This window comes from Dactylosporangium sp. CA-052675 (assembly GCF_050947935.1).
Lineage (GTDB): Bacteria > Actinomycetota > Actinomycetes > Mycobacteriales > Micromonosporaceae > Dactylosporangium.
Window position 1 is genome coordinate 1,493,361 of record NZ_CP192010.1, and the last position, 20,495, is coordinate 1,513,855.

The 20,495-nt window shown below is 73.3% G+C and carries 13 protein-coding genes; 11 read left to right on the forward strand and 2 right to left on the reverse strand.

The genetic code is table 11. From position 1 onward, the window contains the following. The first annotated feature begins 388 nt into the window (after positions 1-388). Both ACQP1P_RS06680 and ACQP1P_RS06685 read left to right on the forward strand, forming a co-directional pair. Positions 389-1,168 (forward strand): electron transfer flavoprotein subunit beta/FixA family protein, encoded by a 780-nt coding sequence (locus tag ACQP1P_RS06680; protein ID WP_433084137.1) that lies wholly within the window; start codon positions 389-391, stop codon positions 1,166-1,168. 13 nt (positions 1,169-1,181) lie between these two features. After that, positions 1,182-2,120 carry an electron transfer flavoprotein subunit alpha/FixB family protein gene (locus ACQP1P_RS06685; RefSeq protein ID WP_433084139.1) on the forward strand — a complete coding sequence of 313 codons (939 nt, stop codon included), beginning with the start codon at positions 1,182-1,184 and terminating at the stop codon, positions 2,118-2,120. Between the two features lie 224 nt (positions 2,121-2,344). Here ACQP1P_RS06685 and ACQP1P_RS06690 read toward each other — a convergent pair whose 3' ends face one another. Both ACQP1P_RS06690 and ACQP1P_RS06695 read right to left on the reverse strand, forming a co-directional pair. Beyond that, positions 2,345-3,385 (reverse strand): anti-sigma factor domain-containing protein, encoded by a 1,041-nt coding sequence (locus ACQP1P_RS06690; RefSeq protein WP_433084141.1) that lies wholly within the window; start codon positions 3,383-3,385, stop codon positions 2,345-2,347. Then, complete coding sequence (locus tag ACQP1P_RS06695; protein WP_433089869.1) at positions 3,339-3,962, reverse strand: RNA polymerase sigma factor; 624 nt, start codon at positions 3,960-3,962, stop codon at positions 3,339-3,341. Before ACQP1P_RS06695 ends, ACQP1P_RS06690 begins: the two co-directional genes overlap by 47 nt. Positions 3,963-5,091: 1,129 nt before the next feature. On the opposite strand from ACQP1P_RS06695, the gene ACQP1P_RS06700 reads away from it, so the two are divergent. The 9 genes from ACQP1P_RS06700 (at position 5,092) to gatC (ending at position 20,495) form a co-directional block, all read left to right on the forward strand. Then, positions 5,092-6,255 (forward strand): cysteine desulfurase family protein, encoded by a 1,164-nt coding sequence (locus ACQP1P_RS06700; RefSeq protein ID WP_433084143.1) that lies wholly within the window; start codon positions 5,092-5,094, stop codon positions 6,253-6,255. A 1,109-nt stretch (positions 6,256-7,364) separates the two neighbouring features. Beyond that, entirely contained in the window at positions 7,365-8,000 is a 636-nt protein-coding gene (locus ACQP1P_RS06705) for a hypothetical protein (RefSeq protein WP_433084145.1), read from the forward strand. Further along, complete coding sequence (locus ACQP1P_RS06710) at positions 7,997-10,783, forward strand: glycosyltransferase (protein WP_433084147.1); 2,787 nt, start codon at positions 7,997-7,999, stop codon at positions 10,781-10,783. The genes ACQP1P_RS06705 and ACQP1P_RS06710 overlap by 4 nt, the downstream gene beginning before the upstream one ends. Positions 10,784-10,993: 210 nt before the next feature. Beyond that, positions 10,994-11,926, forward strand: a complete 933-nt coding sequence (locus tag ACQP1P_RS06715) for a chitosanase (protein ID WP_433084148.1) — start codon at positions 10,994-10,996, stop codon at positions 11,924-11,926. 1,035 nt (positions 11,927-12,961) lie between these two features. Then, positions 12,962-14,035, forward strand: coding sequence for a tRNA 2-thiouridine(34) synthase MnmA (mnmA, locus tag ACQP1P_RS06720; RefSeq protein WP_433084150.1), 1,074 nt, complete (start codon positions 12,962-12,964; stop codon positions 14,033-14,035). 61 nt (positions 14,036-14,096) lie between these two features. Beyond that, a complete protein-coding gene (locus ACQP1P_RS06725; protein WP_433089871.1) occupies positions 14,097-15,020 on the forward strand; it encodes a methionine synthase in 924 nt (307 codons plus the stop codon). A 38-nt stretch (positions 15,021-15,058) separates the two neighbouring features. Further along, the gene (gene ligA, locus ACQP1P_RS06730; RefSeq protein ID WP_433084152.1) at positions 15,059-17,206 is read left to right on the forward strand and encodes an NAD-dependent DNA ligase LigA; all 2,148 of its coding nucleotides are present in this window, start codon (positions 15,059-15,061) and stop codon (positions 17,204-17,206) included. An 848-nt stretch (positions 17,207-18,054) separates the two neighbouring features. After that, positions 18,055-20,127, forward strand: a complete 2,073-nt coding sequence (locus ACQP1P_RS06735; protein ID WP_433089872.1) for a putative bifunctional diguanylate cyclase/phosphodiesterase — start codon at positions 18,055-18,057, stop codon at positions 20,125-20,127. Positions 20,128-20,195: 68 nt separating this feature from the next. Continuing rightward, complete coding sequence (gene gatC / locus ACQP1P_RS06740; protein WP_433084154.1) at positions 20,196-20,495, forward strand: Asp-tRNA(Asn)/Glu-tRNA(Gln) amidotransferase subunit GatC; 300 nt, start codon at positions 20,196-20,198, stop codon at positions 20,493-20,495.

The following is a 20,495-nucleotide window of genomic DNA, read 5'->3' on the forward strand; positions in this document are numbered from 1 at the left end:
CTCGCCGCGCGCTGCCGGCTAATGCCCCGGCGCGTGCCACAGTTCGCGGACGGCGTCGGAGACGCAGCACTCCCGCAGGCGTCCGCACGTGCACAAATGGTCGTCCGGGGCCTCGCGGCGCCGGTGTGTGACCAATTCCGCAGCGTGCTGGGCGACCGCCGCCGACAGTGGGCGCTGCGGCTCGAAGATGACCGTTTTAGGCGACATTTCACCCACCCCCGCGCTCCAGGGTGCGCCCGATTCGTGACGCTTTTCACCGCCACCGCGAACCTACTGCCCAGTAACATTCGGGAGGGCAACCTAGTACCACTTCCCTTGAGCCGTAACGTGGGGCGCATGTCACCAGCGACGGCGCGGTGACTGTCAAGCAGGAGGACCTCGGACCACGATGAAGATCGTCGTACTCGTCAAGCAGGTGCCGGACTCCGGTGCGGAGCGCAACCTGCGCAGTGACGACAACACCGTCGACCGCGCGTCGGCGAACAATGTGATCAACGAGATGGACGAGTACGCCATCGAGGAGGCGCTGCGCCTCCAGGAGGCGCACGGCGGCGAGGTCGTCGTGTTGACCGTCGGTCCCGACCGCGCCACGGAGTCGATCCGCAAGGCGCTGTCCATGGGCCCGGACTCGGCCGTCCACGTCGCCGACGACGCGCTGCACGGCTCGTGCGCGGTCGCCACGTCGAAGGTGCTCGCCGCCGCGATCGCCCGGCAGAACGCCGACCTGGTCATCTGCGGCGCCGAGTCGACGGACGGCCGCGTGCAGGTCATGCCGCACATGATCGCCGAGCGGCTGGGCATCGCCGCGCTCACCGGCGCGCGCAAGGTCACCGTCGAGGGCTCGCAGCTGACGATCGAGCGGCAGACCGACGAGGGCTACGAGGTCGTCACCGCCGCGACCCCCGCGATCGTGAGCGTCTGGGACACGATCAACGACCCGCGGTACCCGTCGTTCAAGGGCATCATGGCGGCCAAGAAGAAGCCGCTGGAGACCCTGTCGCTGGCCGACCTGGGCGTCGAGGCCGGCGAGGTGGGCTTCGACGGCGCGACGAGCGCCGTGGTCGAGCACAGCAAGCGCCCGCCCCGCCAGGCCGGCAACAAGGTCGACGCGGGCGACGACGGCGGCGTGAAGCTCGTCGAGTACCTCGCCTCCGAGAAGTTCGTGTAAGGGGAGACGTCACATGGCTGAAGTTCTGGTCGTCGTCGAGAGCCTGAAGAAGGTCACTCTCGAGATGCTCACCCTCGCGCGCACGCTGGGTGGCGACGTCTCCGCGGTCGTGTTCGGGGACCCGGCCCCGATCGCGGACAAGTTGGGCGAGTACGGCGCCGCGAAGATCTACGCCGCGTCCGGCGCGGACCTCGACGAGTACCTCGTCGCGCCCAAGGCCACCGTCCTGGCCGAGCTCATCCAGCGCGTCTCCCCGTCGGCGGTCCTGCTCGCCTCCTCCCAGGAGGGCAAGGAGATCGCGGCGCGCGTCGCGGTCAAGCTGGACAACGGCGTGCTGACCGACGTCGTCGGGCTGGACGCCGACGGCACGGCCACGCAGGTCGTCTTCGCCGGCTCCACGATCGTCAAGTCCAAGGTCACCAAGGGCCTGCCGATCGTCACCGTCCGGCCCAACTCCCTCACGCCCACCCCCGCGCCCGCCACCCCGTCGGTGGAGGCCGTGGAGGTCAACGTGACCGATCGCGACCGCCTCGCGAAGGTCGTGGAGCGCAAGGTCGAGGCCAAGGGCGCCCGCCCGGAGCTGGCCGAGGCCTCGATCGTCGTCTCCGGCGGCCGCGGCGTGGCCAGCGCGGACAACTTCAAGCTGGTCGAGGAGCTCGCCGACCTGCTCGGCGGCGCGGTCGGCGCCTCGCGTGCGGCCGTCGACTCGGGCTTCTACCCGCACCAGTTCCAGGTGGGCCAGACCGGCAAGACCGTCTCGCCGCAGCTGTACGTCGCCCTGGGCATCTCGGGCGCCATCCAGCACCGCGCGGGCATGCAGACGTCGAAGACGATCGTCGCGGTCAACAAGGACCCGGAGGCGCCGATCTTCGAGCTGGCCGACTTCGGCGTGGTGGGCGACCTGTTCAAGGTCGTGCCGCAGGCGGCGGACGAGATTCGCAAGCGCAAGTAACAGCCCTGGACGCGTAGCGCCCGCCGCTCTGATCCGCGGCGGGCGCTTCCGTGCGTTCGTGGCCTGTTCAGCGTGTTCGTGGTCTGTTCAGCGTGTTGGTGGCCTGTTCAGCGTGTTGGTGGCCTGTTCAGGGTGCTGGTGGTCTGTTCAGCGTGTTCGTGGTCCGTGCAGCTGTTCGTGGGTCGTTTGGCCGTTCGCGGCTCGTGCGGCTGTTCGTGGTTCGTTCAGCGCAGGGTGCCCCGCAGCATGCTCAGCCCGGAGTGCGCGGCATTGCCGTCGTGCGGTTCGACCGAGATGTCGATGATGTCGTACCTCGACAGATCCAGCGACGCCGGCACCGTCAGCTCGGACTCCTTGCCGAGCACCCCGAGCGCCTCCATGCGCACGGTGGGTTCCTCCCGGTCCAGCAGCCAGGCCTCGTAGTCGGCATCGTCGCGCACCGGCATCCCCTCGGCGTGCACGACGAGCCGCCGCTCCCCGTCGACCACGCGCAGGCACGCGTACCCGCCGGCCCCCGCGGGCGCGCCCGGGAGCGGCTGGAGCGCGACGCGGGCGTCCTGCGTCCGGCAGCCCGCCGCGGTCTGGCCGCCCCGCATCCACAGCGCCGTTCCCCCGGCCGCGAGCAGCCCCCCGACGACGGCCGCCGCGGCCGCGACGGTGAGGGTGACCCGCCACCGAGGCGCCTTCTGCCGCCCCCGCGCGCCGGTTCCGCCCCGCGCTCGCGCCTTCGCGTCGCCCGGGGCCGCCGCGGGTTCGGGCCGGGCGGTTGGCGGGTCGCTGTGCGGGCCGTTCGAACTTTTGCGCGCTCGTGTCGTCTGGAGCCGCCGTGGGCTCGGGCCGGGCCGGGTGGCGGGTCGCTGTGCCAGGCTCGCGGCGGCCGGGGGCTGGTTGCGTCCGGGCTCTCCCGCGCCCGTGCCGTCTGGAGCCGCCTCGTCTGGAGCCGCCTCGTCTGGAGCTGCTTCGTCTGGAGCCGCCGCGGGTTCGGGCCGGGCGGGTGGCGGGTCGCTGTGCAGGCTCACGGCGGGCGGGGGCTGGTTGCGTCCGGACGCGGCGAGCTCCGCGCGGATGCGTTGCCAGACGTGCTCCGGCGGCGGCGGGAGCGCACGCAGCCGCGAGGCCTGCCGCCCCAGCCCGGCGACGTTGCGCAGCGAGTCCATCTCCGCGCGGCACTGCTCACAGGCGTCGAGGTGGCCGGTCTCGTGCTGCTCGACGGTCTCTTCACCGAGCGCCAGGAGTACCAGCCGCTCGGGCTCCAGATGCGGCACCGTCCACCTCCCATCGGCTGCGCAGCCGGGCCATCCCGCGCCGCAGGTGGCTCTTCACGGTGCCGAGGGGCAGGCCGGTGAGCGCGGCGATCTGAGGATGGGTCAGGTCGTCGTAGAACGCCAACTCGAGCACGCGCCGCTGCTCGCCCGGGAGCCGGGCCATCTCGTCGGCCAGCACGAGCCGATCGACGATGCGCTCGGGCGGCGCGTCCGCGGCCCCGTCGCGCTCGGGCACGGCCAGCCGCCGGATCGCCTCGCCGATGCGCCCGTCCCGCGCGGACGCGCGAATCTGGTCGACGACCTTGCGCCGGGCGATGCCGAGCAGCCAGCCGAGCACGGACCCGCGCGCGGGGTCGAACCCCTCGCGCCCGAGCCACGCCGCGACGAACACGGCCTGCGTGACGTCCTCGGCGTCGGTGACGCTGCCGACGCCGCGCACCGCGAGGTGATACACCGCCGGGCCGAACTGCTCGTACGCCGTGCGCAGAGCCCGCTCGTCCCCGGCCCGGAACCGCTCCGCGAACCCGTCGTCGGGCTCGTCCTGCGCGTCCGGGGCGCCGACGCCGCTGTTCGGCACCGCGCGCCCTGCGTCCGGGGCGCCGACGGCGCTGTTGGACACCGCGCGCCCTGCGTCCGGGGCGCCGACGGCGCTGTTGGACACCGCGCGCCCTGCGTCCGGGGCGCCGACGCCGCTGTTGGACACCGCGCGCCCTGCGTCCGGGGCGCCGACGCCGCTGTTCGACACCGCGCGCCTGCTGTCGGGGGGCTGCTCCCCAGGCCCTGCGAAGCCGGCGTCGCACGCTTCGGGCTTGTCGTGTTCTCCGGGCTCGTTACGTTCTCCAGGCCTGGCACGCGTTTCGGGCATGTCGTGCGCTTCGGGCTTGTCGCGTTTTTCAGGCTTGTCGTGTTCTCCGGGCTTGTCGCGCTCTTCGGGCTTGGCACGCTCTTCGGGCTTGTCACGTGCTTTGGGCTCGGCCTCCCGCGAGTGGCCGTTGTGCCGGTCGTGCCCGGTCGCGTTCCGCCGGTCGGCCGGCGGCTCGTCGGCGCGCGGAAGCGGGCCGCCTCCGTCACGCGGGGCGGGTTTGCCCGGGTCGCTGGACAGTTCCACGAGCCCCTCGCGTGGGGCGGCCTGGTTCGGGGTGCGGGACGGCTCCGCGAAGCCGTCATCGCCGCGCGGGCGCCGGGCATTCACCGGGGCCCGCCCGGGGTGCGGGACGGCTTCATGGAGCCCCTCGCGTGGGGCGGCCTGGTTCGGGGTGCGGGACGGCTCCGCGAAGCCGTCATCGCCGCGCGGGCGCCGGGCATTCACCGGGGCCCGCCCGGATGCCGCGGTCGCCACCATCGCACGGGCACGTCCTGAAACTAGCGCAGTCACGGAGGGAGTTCCTGACCCAGCATTCGGCGCGCGGGGGCGCCGCGGATGCGGCGAGCGACGAAAATCTCTTCAGATGGCGAGAATGAGGGCGCACCGCGCTGTCGTCATCACGCTTCGTGACCAGCTCACCGCGTTTCGGGTGGCCAGATCGGGGCGCCGACCAGCATTGTTCCGGATCGATGGGTCGGCCGCGTCCGCGCGGCGGTGCGTGTGCCCGTCACAGCCGGTGCCCTCACGGGGGCGGTCGGCCGCCGACGGCGCGCGGGAGCGTGGTGATCGCCGCCCCACCGGAGGGAAGGTAAGGGGTGCCCGGCCGTTAGGCTTGGCCTCGATGCCGTACCTCGACCACGCCGCCACCACGCCGATGCTCCCGGAGGCGCTCGACGCCTACGTCGCCACCGCGCGCGAAGTCGGCAACGCCTCGTCGTTGCACGCCCCCGGCCGCCTCGCCCGCCGCCGGGTCGAGGAGTCGCGCGAGCGGATCGCCGCCTCGCTGGTGGCTCGGCCCTCGGAGGTGATTTTCACCGGCGGCGGCACCGAGAGCGACAACCTCGCCGTCAAGGGCATCTTCTGGGCCCGCCGCGCCGCCGACGCGGCCCGTAGGCGCGTGGTCGCGAGCTCCGTCGAGCATCATGCCGTGCTCGACTCCGTGGCCTGGCTCGAGGAGCACGAGGGCGCCGCGGTCACCTGGCTGCCGGTCGACGCGTCCGGGCGCGTCCACCCGGAGGCGCTGGAGGAGGTCCTGGCCGGCGGCGACGTCGCGGTCGTCACCTCCATGTGGGCCAACAACGAGGTCGGCACCGTCCAGCCCGTCACCGAGCTGGCCGCGCTGGCCGCCCGCGCGGGCGTACCCTTCCACACCGACGCGGTGCAGGCCGTCGGCCAGGTACCGGTCGACTTCGCCGCCAGCGGCGCGGCCGCGCTCACCGTCAGCGGCCACAAGCTCGGCGGCCCCATCGGCGCGGGCGCCCTGCTGCTCGGCCGCGAGATCGACTGCACGCCGCTGGCGCACGGCGGCGGCCAGGAGCGCGACGTGCGCTCCGGCACCCTCGACGTGCCGGCCATCGTCGCGTTCGCGGTCGCCCTGGAGCTGTCGGTCAAGACCCAGCGCGAGTCGGCCGAGCGGATCGGACGCCTGCGGGACGCCCTCGTGGAGCGGGTCCGCGCGGCCGTACCGGAGGCCATTGTCAACGGCGACCCGTCCGACCGCCTGCCGGGCAACGCGCACTTCTCCTTCCCCGGCTGCGAGGGCGACGCGCTGCTGCTGCTCCTGGACGCCCAGGACATCGCCTGCTCGACGGGTTCGGCCTGCTCGGCCGGGGTCGCGCAGCCCTCCCACGTACTGCTGGCCATGGGCGCCGACGACGCGCGGGCGCGCTCCTCGCTGCGCTTCACCCTGGGCCACACGTCGACCATGGCGGACGTGGATGCCCTGGTCGCGGCGCTGCCGGCGGCCGTGGAGCGGGCCCACCGGGCGGCGACGAAGAGCCGCTGACGCGCCACGCGCGCGGACGCGGTCGGCCGGCCGCCAAAGCCGCTGCTCAACGACGCCTGATCCGCGCACTCGCGCATCCGCGCGTCCCGCATCCGCGCGTCCCGCATCCGCGCGTCCCGCATCCGCGCATCCGCGCATCCGCGCATCCGCGCGTCCCGCATCCGCGCATCCGCGCATCCGCGCATCCGCGCATCCGCGCATCCGCGCATCCGCGCATCCGCGCATCCGCGCATCCGCGCATCCGCGCATCCGCGCATCCGCGCATCCGCGCATCCGCGCATCCGCGCATCCGCGCATCCGCGCATCCGCGCATCCGCGCATCCGCGCATCCGCGCATCCGCGCATCCGCGCATCCGCGCATCCGCGCATCCGCGCATCCGCGCATCCGCGCATCCGCGCATCCGCGCATCCGCGCATCCGCGCATCCGCGCGTCCCCGCACTCGCGCATCCGCGCATCCGCGCATCCGCGCGCCCGCGCGTCCCGGCGTCTTCGCAGCGGCGACAGCCGGCGCTGCCCGCTCTCGCGCCCCGCGCGGTCGCGTGCGTGTCACCAAGAGAGTTGCGTGTCGCCAGGAGAGTTGCGTGTCGCCAGGAGTGCGGTGTCGCCAAGAGCGCTGGTGGGCGGCGCACACGGCGGCCGTGCACGTGACCGGGCGCGGTCCCGCACGCCGGTGCCGCCGGCATGGTCAACGCGAAAGCGCGGAGTCACGAATCCGGGCGGCGGGCGCGCACGCGGAACGATCTCGGCGACCGGGCCGCGCATGGCCGCTGATCAGCCGGAACGACCTCATCCGAACGGCTTCGAGGAGGGTGAGGCGGGAGTGAGAGCCACCGTACGAGGTCGGTCGTCGGGGTGAATCCGATTGGGTGATTCGGCACCGACAGCGGCAAATATGGCCAGCTAGCGCGGCGGCGGATTTGGTTACGGCCTTTCTTTGACGTTTTTCCTGCGCCTTAAGTGGGCCGCTCACCCTATGTTTGCGCCGTGTCTGTCGAAACCCCTTCCATGGATGAAGCAACCGACATCATCGCCAAGAACGATCTTTCGTCGCCGGTATTCGTCGATGCTTCCGGTCGCCGGGGAAAGCGAATCCGAATCGTTTTCGGCATGCTCGGAGCGGCGACGCTCGTCTATGGAGCCCTGGTTGCCACGAGCCTGGCCGGAGGGCCGCTCAAGCCGCAGCAGCTGGTGCCGTTCCCGGATCTGGTGAACAACCTGCCGGTGCTCGACGAGGGGCAGCCCGCGGCGGAGCCGGGGGCCAAGAACACCCCGGTGGTCAAGAAGTCCGCGCTCACCACGGCGAAGAAGATCAACCCGACCGGTCAGCCGGTCCCGGGCGGGGCGCTTCCGGTGCCGTCGGGCACCGTGCCCGGGGGGCCCGGCCCCGGTACGACCACGACGACACCCCCGCCCGCGGAGGCGACGGACGCCCCGCCGACGACGCAGCCGAGCAGCGGGCCGACGACACAGCCCACGCCCACCCCCACGAAGACCAAGGAGCCGACGACCGACCCGACGACGGCTCAGCCGACGCCGCGCACGAGCGAGGCCGGCACGGCGCTCCCGGGTGAGATCCCGACGACCGGCGCGACGCCGACGCGCTCGGCGGGCACGGTGCCCGTGGGCGAGACGGCGGGCGGGCTCCCGGCCGCGACGCCGATCGCCTCGAGCGTCGGCGGCGGTGAGGGCTCCACCGGTACCGTCGCGACACCCAGCGCCACCGCGAGCCTGGGCGCGGCGTGAGCCGCAGGAGGAGGGCCGCGAAGAGCGCGCGGAAGCGGTTCTCGTACCCCCGCCTCGTCTTCGGCATCGTCCTGCTGAGCATGCTCGCGGGCGTGCTGTTCGTCGAGGCGTACGTCAACGCCGAGTTCGCGGCCGACCACAGCGAGAACGCCGGCAGCCAGACGACCGTGCCGCAGGAGGTCGTCGACGGCGGCCCGATCATCGACACCCGCAACAACCAGGTGCGCTCGTACGCGATACCGGACAAGACCATCGCGCTCACGTTCGACGACGGGCCCGACCCGAAGTGGACGCCGGAGATCATGGACGTGCTGCGCAAGCACCAGGTCAACGCGACGTTCTTCGTCGTGGGCACGCAGGTGACCCGGCACGCCGACATCGTGACCGAGCTCGCGCGCGGGGGCGACGAGATCGGCATCCACAGCTTCACGCACCCGCGCCTGGACCAGCTCTCGCAGTGGCAGCGCGAGCTGGAGTACTCCCAGACCCAGCTCGCCGTCGTCAAGGCCACCGGGCAGAAGTCCGCGCTCCTGCGCCTGCCGTACTCCTCCAGCGCCGACGCCATCGACGACGCGAACTGGCCGCTCATCAAGGACGCCGGGCGCCTCGGCTACCTGTCGATCATGACGAGTACCGACAGCCGCGACTGGAGCCGCCCGGGCGTGGACGCGATCGTGCGCGGCGCGACGCCCGAGGGCGACAAGGGCTCGATCGTGCTCATGCACGACGCCGGCGGCGACCGCAAGGAGACCGTCGAGGCCCTCGACCGCTTCATCCCGATGATGCAGCAGCGCGGGTACACCTTCACGACCGTTTCCGGGGCTCTGACCAAGGCCCTCGCCGGGCAGAGCGTCGCGCTCGAGGCCCCCGCGACCCCCACCGATCAGCGCCGCGCCCTCGCGCTCGTCACCGCCGTCTCGGTGGCCGACTGGATCATGGAACTGCTGCGCGTCCTGTTCCTGATCGTTGGCATCCTGACGATCGGCCGCACGGCCGCGCTGTTCCTGCTCGCCGGCCGCCACGCGCGGAAGCGGCGCGCGAAGACGTGGCAGTGGGGCCCGCCGGTCGAGGAGCCGGTGTCGGTCATCGTGCCCGCCTACAACGAGAAGGAGGGCATCGAGGCCGCGGTGCGCTCCCTCGCCGGCGGCGACCATCCCGGCGGCATCGAGGTCGTGGTCGTCGACGACGGCTCGACCGACAACACCTCCGAGCTGGTCGAGGCGATGGGGCTGCCCAACGTGCGCGTCGTGCGCATCCCCAACGGCGGCAAGCCGAACGCGCTCAACGTCGGCGTCGCCCTGGCCAAGCACGACATCATCGTCATGGTCGACGGCGACACCGTGTTCGAGCCGGATTCGGTACGGCACCTCGTCCAGCCGTTCGCCGATGCGTCCGTCGGCGCGGTCGCGGGCAACGTGAAGGTCGGCAACCGCGAGTCCATCGTCGCGCGGTGGCAGCACATCGAGTACGTCATCGGCTTCAACCTCGACCGCCGGCTGTACGACCTCCTGCAGGTCATGCCGACCATCCCCGGCGCCATCGGGGCGTTCCGGCGGCAGGCCCTGCGCGACATCGGCGGCATCAGCCACGACACGCTCGCCGAGGACACCGACGCCACCATGGCGCTGTGCCGCACGGGCTGGCGGGTCGTCTACGAGGAGCGCGCCCGCGCGTGGACCGAGGCCCCGAGCACCCTGCGGCAGTTGTGGCTGCAGCGGTACCGCTGGAGCTACGGCACGATGCAGGCGATGTGGAAGCACCGTCGGTCCATCGTGGACCACGGCCCGTCCGGCCGCTTCGGTCGCGTGGGGCTGCCGTTCATCGCGTTCTTCGGCATCGCCCTGCCGCTGCTCGCCCCGCTGATCGACATCCTGCTCGTCTACGGCCTGTTCTTCTCCAGCTGGCAGATCACCACGATCGCGTGGGTCGCCATGTTCCTGATGCAGCTGCTCACCGCGATCGTGGCGTTCCGCCTCGACAAGGAGAAGCTGCGGCCGCTCTGGGTGCTGCCGTTGCAGCAGTTCGTGTACCGCCAGCTGATGTACATCGTCCTCATCCAGTCCCTGGGCACGGCGCTGACCGGCGCCCGGCTGCGGTGGCACAAGCTGCACCGCGCGGGCTCGGCGGGCGCGAGCGCCCCGATCCCGTCCCAGCCCTCGGCACCTGCCGCGGCTGCCGGCCCGGCCGCGTCCGAGGCGCTCGCACCCGAGACGTCCGCCGTGTCCCAGCCGGCTGCGTCCCGGCCTGCCGCGTCCGAGCCCGCCGCGTCCGCGCGCACGTCCACGGCTCCCGGGTCCGTCTACAGGACGTCCGCGCACGGCTCGTCGGCCGCGGCTCAGGACGGCGCACCGGTGGTCGGTGACGGCTTCGCCTCGGTGAGCCGCGACGTGACCGCCTCCGCGCGCGGGAACGGAGACGCGTTCGGGCCCGACCGTGACCGGCCCCGGTCGTGGAATGACGGCGGGTTCGAGTCCGGGCGCCCGCGGCATGACGCCTCCGCGCGGGGCGATCGCGACGGGTACGGGCCCTGGGGCGGTAATGGCCGCGCATCCGCGTACGGCGGCGACGAGCGGGCCGGATCCGGGCGGCGGGGCGATGACGCCTCCGCGCGGGAGCGGGTGCCGGAGGACGGCGAGGGCGCGCAGAGTCGCGGCGTCGCCCAGGTGCCGCAGGCCTCCGCGCCCGGGCGTCGGGTTTCCGAGCACACGGCCGTGTTGTACGCGGCGTCGTACTCCTCGGTGCTGCGGTCGCGGGCGGCCGAGGTCGGCGGGGAAGAGGACTGAGCGCCTCGGTCACATTCGGCCTCGGCCCGGCGCGACTGCGCCCTCGGTCGAGGGATCGAGGACCGAGTGCCGCGGTTGCGTTCGGCCCCGGGCGGGCGGAGATCGCCGCCGGCCGGGGTCGAGGGGGAGGAGGACTGAGTGTTGCGGTCGCATTCGGCCGTGGTCGTGCGGGGATTGCCGCCCGCCGCGGTCGAAGGGGAGGTGGACTGAGTGCCGCGCATCTCGTTGCGCCGGGGGCTCGGCGCCGCGGCGTTCATCGTCGCGTCGCTCGCGTTGGCCTCGCTGGCGGTACGGGCGCCCGAAGGCGGGAATGCCGGGGGCGTCGAGCAGACCGCGGCGCACGCGTCGCCGGCCGGTGCGCCGGCGCCCGGGAACAGCGCGACGGTGCCGAGCAGCCCGGACGGGCGGCGCTCCGTGCGCGTCGGGCCGATGCAGAAGGTCGCCGGGGATCTGTCCGACCCGCAGAAGAAGGACATCGCCATGCGGCTGGTGTCCAGTGCGGAGAACTCGACGCTCGACTGGACGGCGCAGTACGGCTACATCGAGGACATTCACGACGGGCGGGGGTACACGGGCGGGATCGTCGGGTTCTGCAGCGGTACCGGGGACATGCGCGCCGTCATCCAGCGGTACACGGAAGCCGTGCCGGGCAACAAGCTCGCGAAGTACCTGCCGGCGCTCAAGCGGCTCAACGGCAGCGCCGCGCACACCGGGCTCGATCCGACGTTCACCGCGGACTGGAAGGCGGCCGCGGCCGATCCCGCGTTCCGGGCCGCTCAGGACGCCGAGCGGGACCGCATGTACTTCAACCCGGCGCTCAGCCAGGCCAAGCAGGACGGGCTGCGGGTGCTGGGACAGTTCATGTACTACGACGCGATCGTCATGCACGGCGCCAACGGGCTCGCGAAGCTGCGGCGGGCCGCGGCGGCCAAGGCGGCTCCACCGGCGCGCGGGGGCGACGAGGCGGCGTACCTCGAGGCCTTCCTCAACGCCCGCGTGGGGCTGATGGAGGCCGAGGAGGCGCACGAGGACGAGAGCCGGGTCGAGGACGCGCAGCGCGTGTTCCTGGCGGCGCGCAACTTCGATCTCGATCCGCCGCTGCGGTGGCGGGTGTACGGGGACACGTACGAGATCTCGGTCTGATCGCCGGCCACCCCACACCCGCACCACGTCCACAGCACACCCACCCACACGCCCACGCGCCGCGCCCGCGCGTGGGCGTGCGGCGTCCGCGGCGGGGACGCGTACGAGATCTCGGCCTGATCGCCGGTCGCACTCACGTCCACGTCCACGTCCGCTTCCAGGCACCGCGCACCTCGCTCACGCGGCGTGTGCGGGCACCGCGCCTATGCGTCGCGTCTGAGCACCGCGTCTGAGCATCGCGTCTGAGCACCGCGTCTGCGTGCCGCGTCTGGGCACCGCGCCTATGCGTCGCGTCTGCGTGCCGCGTCTGGGCACCGCGTCTGCGTGCCGCGGGCGGGAACCGCGTCGGGGCACCGCGTCTGCGTGCCGCGGGCGGGAACCGCGTCGGGGCACCGCGTCTGCGTGCCGCGGGCGGGAACCGCGTCGGGGCACCGCGTCTGCGTGCCGCGTCCAGCCACCGCGCCTGCGTGCCGCGACCTCACTCACACGTCGCGTCCGGACACCGCGCTCGCGCGTCGCGCCCACGCCGCGCCCGCACCTGCGCCGCGCCCGCGCCTGCGCCGCGCCCGCGCCGCGCGCAAACTGCGCCCGCGCCTACGCCGCGCGCAAGCTGCGCCCGCGCCGGGCTGGCGCCCGAGCTGCGCCCGCGCCCGCGCGCAAGCTGCGCCCGCGCCGCGCCCGCACCTGCGCCGCGCCCGCGCGCCCGCGCCGCGCGCAAGCTGCGCACGCGCGCCGGCGCTCGCGAGTCGCGCCCCACGTCGCGCCCGCGCCCGGGCGTCGTGCCCACGTCGCGGCCAAGCGTCGCCCACGGGCCGAGTTCGCGGCCGCGCGTGGGCGTCCAGCGTCCGCGGTGGCGGAGGCGGACGGTGCGGGTTTGTCCTTGCCCCGCGGACCTGGCTGGGCGGTCCTCTCCGGCCGAAGGCCCTCAGGACCGCCCATTTGTCTGGCGGGAGCAACGGTCAGTTACTGACGCGGACCCGAGCCATGGAAAACCGCCCCGGAAAATATGCCTCCGCGCGCCGGTACGCTGGGAGCGTGAGAGTGCTAGCGGCGATGTCCGGCGGGGTCGACTCGGCCGTTGCGGCTGCTCGGGCGGTTGCCGCCGGGCATGACGTGACGGGCGTGCACCTCGCGCTGGCGCGCAACCCGCAGACCTACCGCACGGGCGCGCGCGGGTGCTGCACGCTCGAGGACTCGCGGGACGCCCGGCGGGCCGCCGATGTGATCGGGATCCCGTTCTACGTGTGGGACATGGCCGAGCAGTTCCACGAGGACGTGGTGGACGACTTCGTCGCGGAGTACGCGGCCGGGCGGACGCCGAACCCGTGCCTGCGGTGCAACGAGAAGATCAAGTTCGCGGCGGTGCTCGATCGCGCGGTCGCGCTCGGGTTCGATGCCGTCGTCACCGGGCACCACGCGCGGCTCGGGGGCGACGGGCTGCTGCGGCGCAGCGTCGACCTGGCCAAGGACCAGTCCTACGTGCTCGCCGTCCTCACGCGCGCGCAGCTGGACCGGGCGATGTTCCCGCTCGGCGACTCGACCAAGGCCGAGGTGCGCGCGGAGGCGGCCGCGCGCGGGCTCGCCGTCGCCGACAAGCCCGACAGCCACGACATCTGCTTCATCGCCGACGGCGACACCAAGCGCTTCCTCGCGGAGCGGCTCGGGCAGGCGCCCGGCGACATCGTCGACGCCACCAGCGGGGCCGTCATCGGGCGGCACGAGGGCGCCTACGCCTACACGGTCGGCCAGCGGCGCGGGCTCGACCTGCGCGTGTCCGCGCCGGACCGTCAGCCGCGCTACGTGCTGTCGATCACGCCCGTGACGAACACGGTGACCGTCGGGCCCGCGTCCGCGCTCGACGTGTCGACGGTGGTCGGGGAGCGGCCGGTGTGGACGGTACCGTCCGACGGCGCGGTCGCGTGCGAGGTGCAGATGCGCGCGCACGGCGAGACGCTGCCCGCGACCGTGCGGCTCGAGGAGGGCCGCCTCGTCGCCGCGCTCGGGCGCCCCGCGCGCGGGATCGCGACCGGGCAGGCCATCGTCTGCTACGAGCCCTCACCCGGGGGCGACATCGTGCTCGGGTCGGCCACCATCTCGCACACCTCGTGACCACGGAGCGGCAGTGACCTCATTCCCCTGGCCGGTCGGAGCGGCGACCGGCATCGGCTCCATGCCCGGCACCGACGTCGCCGAGGCGCAGCGCGTCGTGCTCGGCGAGCTGCCCGACCTGCCGCACCTGCCGGAGCTGCCCGAGCGGGGGCCCGGGGCGGACATGATCGGGCGCGGGGGCGCGTTCCTGACCGAGCTGCCGATCGAGCTGTACGCCGCGCGGTGGCGCGTCGCGGCGCGGCCCGGTCACGATCTGCGCGTCGCGCGCGACCTGCTCGAACGCGACCTGGACCAGATGACGGAGCAGGCGGGCGAGTTCGCCGGGACGTTCAAGGTGCAGGTGCCCGGGCCGTGGACGCTCGCCGCGTCGCTGGGCCTGCCCATCGGCGGGCAGGTGCTGCGCGATCCCGGCGCCGCGCGCGATCTCGCGGATTCGCTCGCCGAGGGCGTGCGCCTGCACGTCGCGGAGGTCAAGGCCCGGCTCCCGCACGCGAGCGTGCTGCTGCAGCTCGACGAGCCGTCGCTGCCCGCGGTGCTGGGAGGGCGCGTGCCGACCGAGAGCGGGTTCGGGACGCTGCGGTCGGTGGACCCGTCGGTCGCGCGGTCGGCGCTGTCGGCGGTCATCGCCGCGGCCGGGGTCCCGGTCGTCGTGCATTGCTGTGCCGCGTCGGTTCCGCTCTCGCTCCTGCGCGAGGCCGGCGCCGTCGGGGTGGCCCTCGACCTGTCGCTGCTGCGTGACCTCGATGCGCTGGGCGAGCAGCTGGACAGCGGGATGGGCCTGTTCGCCGGCGTGTCCGGGCGCACGGCCGCCGCGCAGGCCGACCAGGTGCGCGACCTGTGGCGCAAGCTCGGCTTCCCGCCGAAGTCCCTGCCCGCGCAGGTGGTCGTGACGCCGCCGTGCGGACTGCCGGGCGAGGCCCGGATCACCGCCGCGCTCACGGCGGTCCGCGAGGCCGGTCGGCGTCTGACGGCTGACCTGGACTGACGCAGTTTTTGTCGTACCCGCGGGGTAAGTTCTCAGCCATGACCGACGCTGAGTCCGAACCGACCGTCGAGGCGCGTGAGCGGCACGCGGAACTGGCCCGTGAGCTGGACGAGCACCAGTACCGCTACTACGTGCTGCAGTCGCCCGCGGTGGACGACTCGGTCTACGACGGGCTCATGCGCGAGCTGGAGGCGATCGAGCGGCAGTATCCGGCGCTCGTCACGCCGGATTCGCCCAGCCAGCGGGTCGGCGGCACGTTCTCGACCGAGTTCGCCTCCGTCGACCATCGCGAGCGCATGCTCAGCCTCGACAACGCGCTCAACGAGCCGGCGCTGGACGCCTGGGCGGAGCGGGTCGAGCGGGATGCGGGGAGCCGGCCGCGATACCTGTGCGAGCTCAAGATCGACGGGCTGGCGCTGAACCTGACCTACGAGCACGGGCGGCTCACCCGGGCCGCGACCCGCGGTGACGGGCGCACCGGCGAGGACATCACGTTCAACGCCCGCACGATCCGCGAGATCCCCGAGCAGCTGGCCGGCGACGACGTGCCCGAGCTGCTGGAGGTGCGCGGCGAGGTGTTCTTCACGCTGGAGGGCTTCCAGGAGGTCAACGCGGCCCAGGTGGCGGCGGGGGAGCGGCCGTTCGCCAACCCGCGCAACGCGGCCAGCGGCAGCCTGCGCCAGAAGGACCCGCACATCACCGCGAGCCGGCCGATGCGGATGCTGGTGCACGGGTTCGGCGCGCGGGAGGGGTTCAACCCGGCCAGCCAGTCCGAGGCCTATGAGCTGATGCGCGCGTGGGGCCTGCCGACCTCGGCCCGATACCGGGTGTGCGAGGACATGGCGGGGGTGCGGGCGTATATCGCGGAGTACGGGGAGCGCCGGCACAAGCTCGAGCACGAGATCGACGGCGTGGTCGTGAAGATCGACCAGATGTCGATCCAGCGCCGGCTCGGCTCGACGAGCAAGGCACCGCGGTGGGCGATCGCGTTCAAGTATCCGCCCGAGGAGGCGATGACCAAGCTCCTCGACATCCAGGTCAACGTCGGGCGGACCGGGCGCGTCACGCCGTTCGCGGTGATGGAGCCGGTCTTCGTCGGCGGGGTCACGGTGCGGCAGGCGACCCTGCACAACGCGCAGGAGGTCGTGCGCAAGGGTGTGCTGATCGGCGACACGGTCGTGATCCGCCGTGCGGGCGAGGTGATTCCCGAGGTGCTCGGCCCGGTCGTGGACCGCCGCGACGGCTCCGAGCACGCGTTCGTGATGCCGGCCGAGTGCCCGTCGTGCGGGACGACCCTCGCCCCGGGCAAGGAGGGCGACGTCGACATCCGCTGCCCCAACGCCCAGCACTGCCCGGCCCAGCTGCGTGAGCGGCTCTTCGGGCTGGCCTCCCGCGGCGCCCTCGACATCGAGGCGCTCGGCTGGGAGGCGGCCGCGGCGCTGCTGGAGTCGGTGATCCCCAACGAGAGCGAACTGTTCGACATCGACGCCGAGCGCCTCGCCAAGTCCCCGTTCTTCGTCAACATGAACGGCGCCCTCGGCACCAACGCGCTCAACCTGCTGGCCAACCTCGAGGAGGTCAAGCAGCGCCCGCTGTGGCGGGTGATCGTCGCGCTGTCCATCCGCCACGTCGGGCCGACCGCCGCCCAGGCCCTGGCCCGCTCGCTCGGGTCGATGGAGGCGATCGCCAACGCGACCACCGAGGAACTCGTCGCCGTCGAGGGGGTCGGGCCGACGATCGCCCGCGCCGTGCACGAGTGGTTCGCGGTCGACTGGCACCGTGCGTGGGTCGAGCGCTGGGCCGCGGCCGGGGTACGCATGGAGGAGGAGCGCGTCGACACCGGCCCGCGCCCGCTCGAGGGCGTGACGGTGGTGGTGACGGGGTCGCTGGAGCGGTATTCGCGCGACCAGGCCACCGAGGCGGTGACCTCGCGCGGCGGCAAGGTCTCGGGCTCCGTGTCGAAGAAGACGCACTTCGTGGTCGTGGGGGAGTCCCCGGGCTCGAAGGCGGAGAAGGCGGCGTCGCTGAAGGTGCCGATCCTGGACGAGACGGGCTTCGACGTCCTGCTCACCGAGGGCCCGGACGCCGCACGGGCGGCGGCTCAGCCGGCGGACGAGGAGGCGGCAGCGGCAGCCGAGGCCGCGGCGAAGGCGCAGGCCGAGGCGGAGGCCGCGGCAGCCGAGTAGCGTCTCGTGGCCGGCGTGGCGCGCGGGCTCGGCGTTGGCCGCCGGTTCAGGCGGGCGCCGAGCACGGGAAGCGCGGGCTCGGTGTTGGCCGCCGGTTCGGGCGGGCGCCGAGCACGGGAAGGGCGAGGCCCCGCGGCCGACGACGGCGGCTGAGCAGGGCGCGACGGGCCTCCGACGGCCGGGTAGGCGTGGCGCGCTCGTTCGGCGCCGTGCCGGCTCAGGCGGACGTCGCGCACGGGGAAGGCTGGGCGCTGCGGTGCAGGGGGAGCCCGACGGCTTCGCGGGCCCGTGTGGGGCGGCTCGTGCGTGCGCGCCGAGCGGCTCCACCGGGCATCGCGAGCCGGGCGCTCGCCGGTGTTCGGGCCCGTCCTGTCGATCATGCCGAGCCGGGACGAGGTCCAGATTTCGCGACGACCGGGGCTGGCCCGGCGCCCCGAGCTCGGGGAGGGCTCGGCGCCGGGGTGGACCGGCGAGTTGGAGCACGGCGCGCGGGGAAGGGCGCTGAGGCGTGATGAGGAGAGCGGCGGCTCCTCATGTCAGCATGTGTGCGGTCCGAGTCCGAGCGAGTCGAAAGAAAGCCGCGGAGCGTAATCGACCCGAGCTATATCAGTGATGTGCAATCAAGCTGGTCGTAGTCAATGCGGAATCGTCACGGAAAGTTTGGCTGCCGTCACGCGGCGGGGATATTCAAGCTGATCTGTCTACCGGGGCATCGCCCGGTCGGTTGAATGCGGGTCCTGTTCTGCATCGATTCGGCATCCTTTCCGGAAATTTCCCTCGGGGAGGGTGCAGGCTCGCAAGGCGTCCGAATCGGTACGGCCGGCCTGGTGCACGAGCGGGGGGAACGGATGGAGCAGAGCGCGCTGCGCAACGTCGCGCCGCCTCGGCATCGTCATCGGTTCTTCGCGTACGTCGCGGTTGTCGTGGCGGTCGCGGCGCTGCTGCTCGTGGGCAGCTTCGTGCACGAGCTGAGGGACGGGATCCGGCTCGACGCCGCGTTCTGGGTGTTCGCCGGGCTCGCGGTCATCGCCGACACGCCGCCGTTCGTGCAGGGCGCGCGCGACGAGAACATCCAGACGTTCCCGTCGGTGTGCTTCACGTTCGCCATGCTGATCGCGTACGGCTGCGCCCCCGCCGTCGCCGTCCAGCTCGTCGCCGTTGTGGTCGCCGCGGTCTGGCTCAAGCACACGTTCTGGCGGGCCGCGTTCAACGCCGCGCAGTACATGCTGTCGTTCCTGGCCGCCGGGATGCTGCTGCCCCACGGGCCGCGCGGCGACGCCCACGCGCTGCTGGACGCCGGTGGGATCGGGTGGGTGCTCGCCGCGGCCGTGACCTGGTTCGTCGTGAACAACCTGCTCGTCTCCACCGCGCTGTGGCTGCGCTTCGGGGGCCGCTGGTGGGCCGTGTTCTCGCGGGCGGTCCGCAACGACGCGCTGCCGAACGGGGCGCTGCTGCTGTCCGCCCCGGGGCTGGTCGCGGCGGCGCACGTCGACGCACTGCTGGTACCGCTGGCGCTGTTGTCGCTCTTCGCCGTCCGGCGCATGACGAAGCTGGCGGCCCAGCGGGCGCGGGCCGGGCGCCTCGACCCCCTGACCGGACTGGCGAACCGCAAGGCCCTGGAGCGCGAGGTCGCGGCCCGGCTGCAGGAGCACGCCGAGCGGGCCGAGGGCGGGGCGGCCGAGCGGCGCCTCGCGCTGCTGCTGCTCGACCTCGACGCGTTCAAGCAGGTCAACGACGCGCTCGGGCACTGGGTCGGGGATCGGCTGCTGGTCGAGGTCGGCGAGCGGCTCACCGCGGCCGCGCGCGCGTCCGGGGCCGACAACCTGGTCGGGCGGCTCGGCGGCGACGAGTTCGCGGTCGTGGTGCCGCACCTGCGCGACGTCGCCGACGCGCGCCGGTGCGCCGCGGAGATCATGTCCGCGCTCGGCGAGCCGGTGCTGCTGGACGGGCTGCCGATCGACGTGGGCGCGTCGGTCGGCGTGGCCGTGTACCCGGAGCACGGCGCCGACTTCGCCGAGCTCATGCGGCACGCCGACGTCGCGATGTACGACGCCAAGGGCCGCGGCGACAACCTCGCCGTCTACGCGCCCGAGTCCGACCACAACACCCCGGAGCGGCTCAGCCTGCTCGCGGACCTGCGCAAGGCGCTCGAGTCGGGGCCGGAAGGCGGCATCGAGCTGTACTACCAGCCGCAGGTCGAGCTCGCCACCGGCACGGTCGTCGGCGTCGAGGCCCTGCTGCGCTGGCGCCACCCGCAGCGCGGCCCGATCGACCCCGAGGAGCTGATCCGCGTCGCCGAGCACAGCCCGGTGATGCGGCTGCTGACGCTGCGGGTCATCGACGAGGCGATCGGGCGGCTCGCGGCCTGGCGCGACACCGCGCCCGCGGCCGAGGGTGTGCGCGTCGCGGTCAACGTCAGCGTGCGGGACCTGCACACCGGCGAGATCGCGGACCGGATCGCGGCGCGGCTGGCCCAGATGTCGGTCGACGCGTCGCGGCTGGAGCTGGAGATCACCGAGAGCGCGCTGATGGCCGACCCCCGCCGGGTGCTGACCACGCTCGCGCGGCTGAAGAAGCTCGGGGTGGCGATCGCGCTGGACGACTTCGGCACCGGGTACTCCTCGATGCTCCACCTGCGCCGCCTGCCCCTGGCCGAGGTCAAGATCGACCGCTCGTTCGTGCTCGGCGTGGCCACCGACCCCGACGACGCCGCGATCGTGCGCTCCATGATCGATCTGGCCCGGGCGCTCGGCCTGCGCGTCGTCGCGGAGGGCGTCGAGGACGAGCGCACCTGGCGGATGCTGGTGGAGGCCGGCTGCGACGTCGCGCAGGGCTGGTACTTCGCCCGTCCGATGCCGCCGGATCGCCTGCTCGACTGGCTGTCCAAGACTGCCGCACGCCCCGTCATCACCACGAAATAGACTCGTCGGGTTGACGCGCGCATGTCACGCTGCGTCCCGAGCCGACGATCTGAAGGAGAAGCGCGCCGATGGCCACGATTTCCCGCGAGGAGGTGGCGCATCTCGCGCGCCTCGCGCGGCTTGCCGTCACCGATGAAGAACTCGAGACCTTCGCCGGGCAGCTCGACGTGATCCTGCAGGCCGTCGCTCAGGTCGGCGAGGTCGCCGCCGCCGACGTGCCGCCGACCTCGCACTCGGTGCCGCTCACGAACGTGTACCGCGACGACGTCGTCGTCCCCGGCCTGGCGCGCGAGGACGCGCTGGCCGGCGCGCCCGACGCCGAGGAGAACCGCTTCCGCGTCCCGCGGATCCTGGACGAGGAGGCCTGA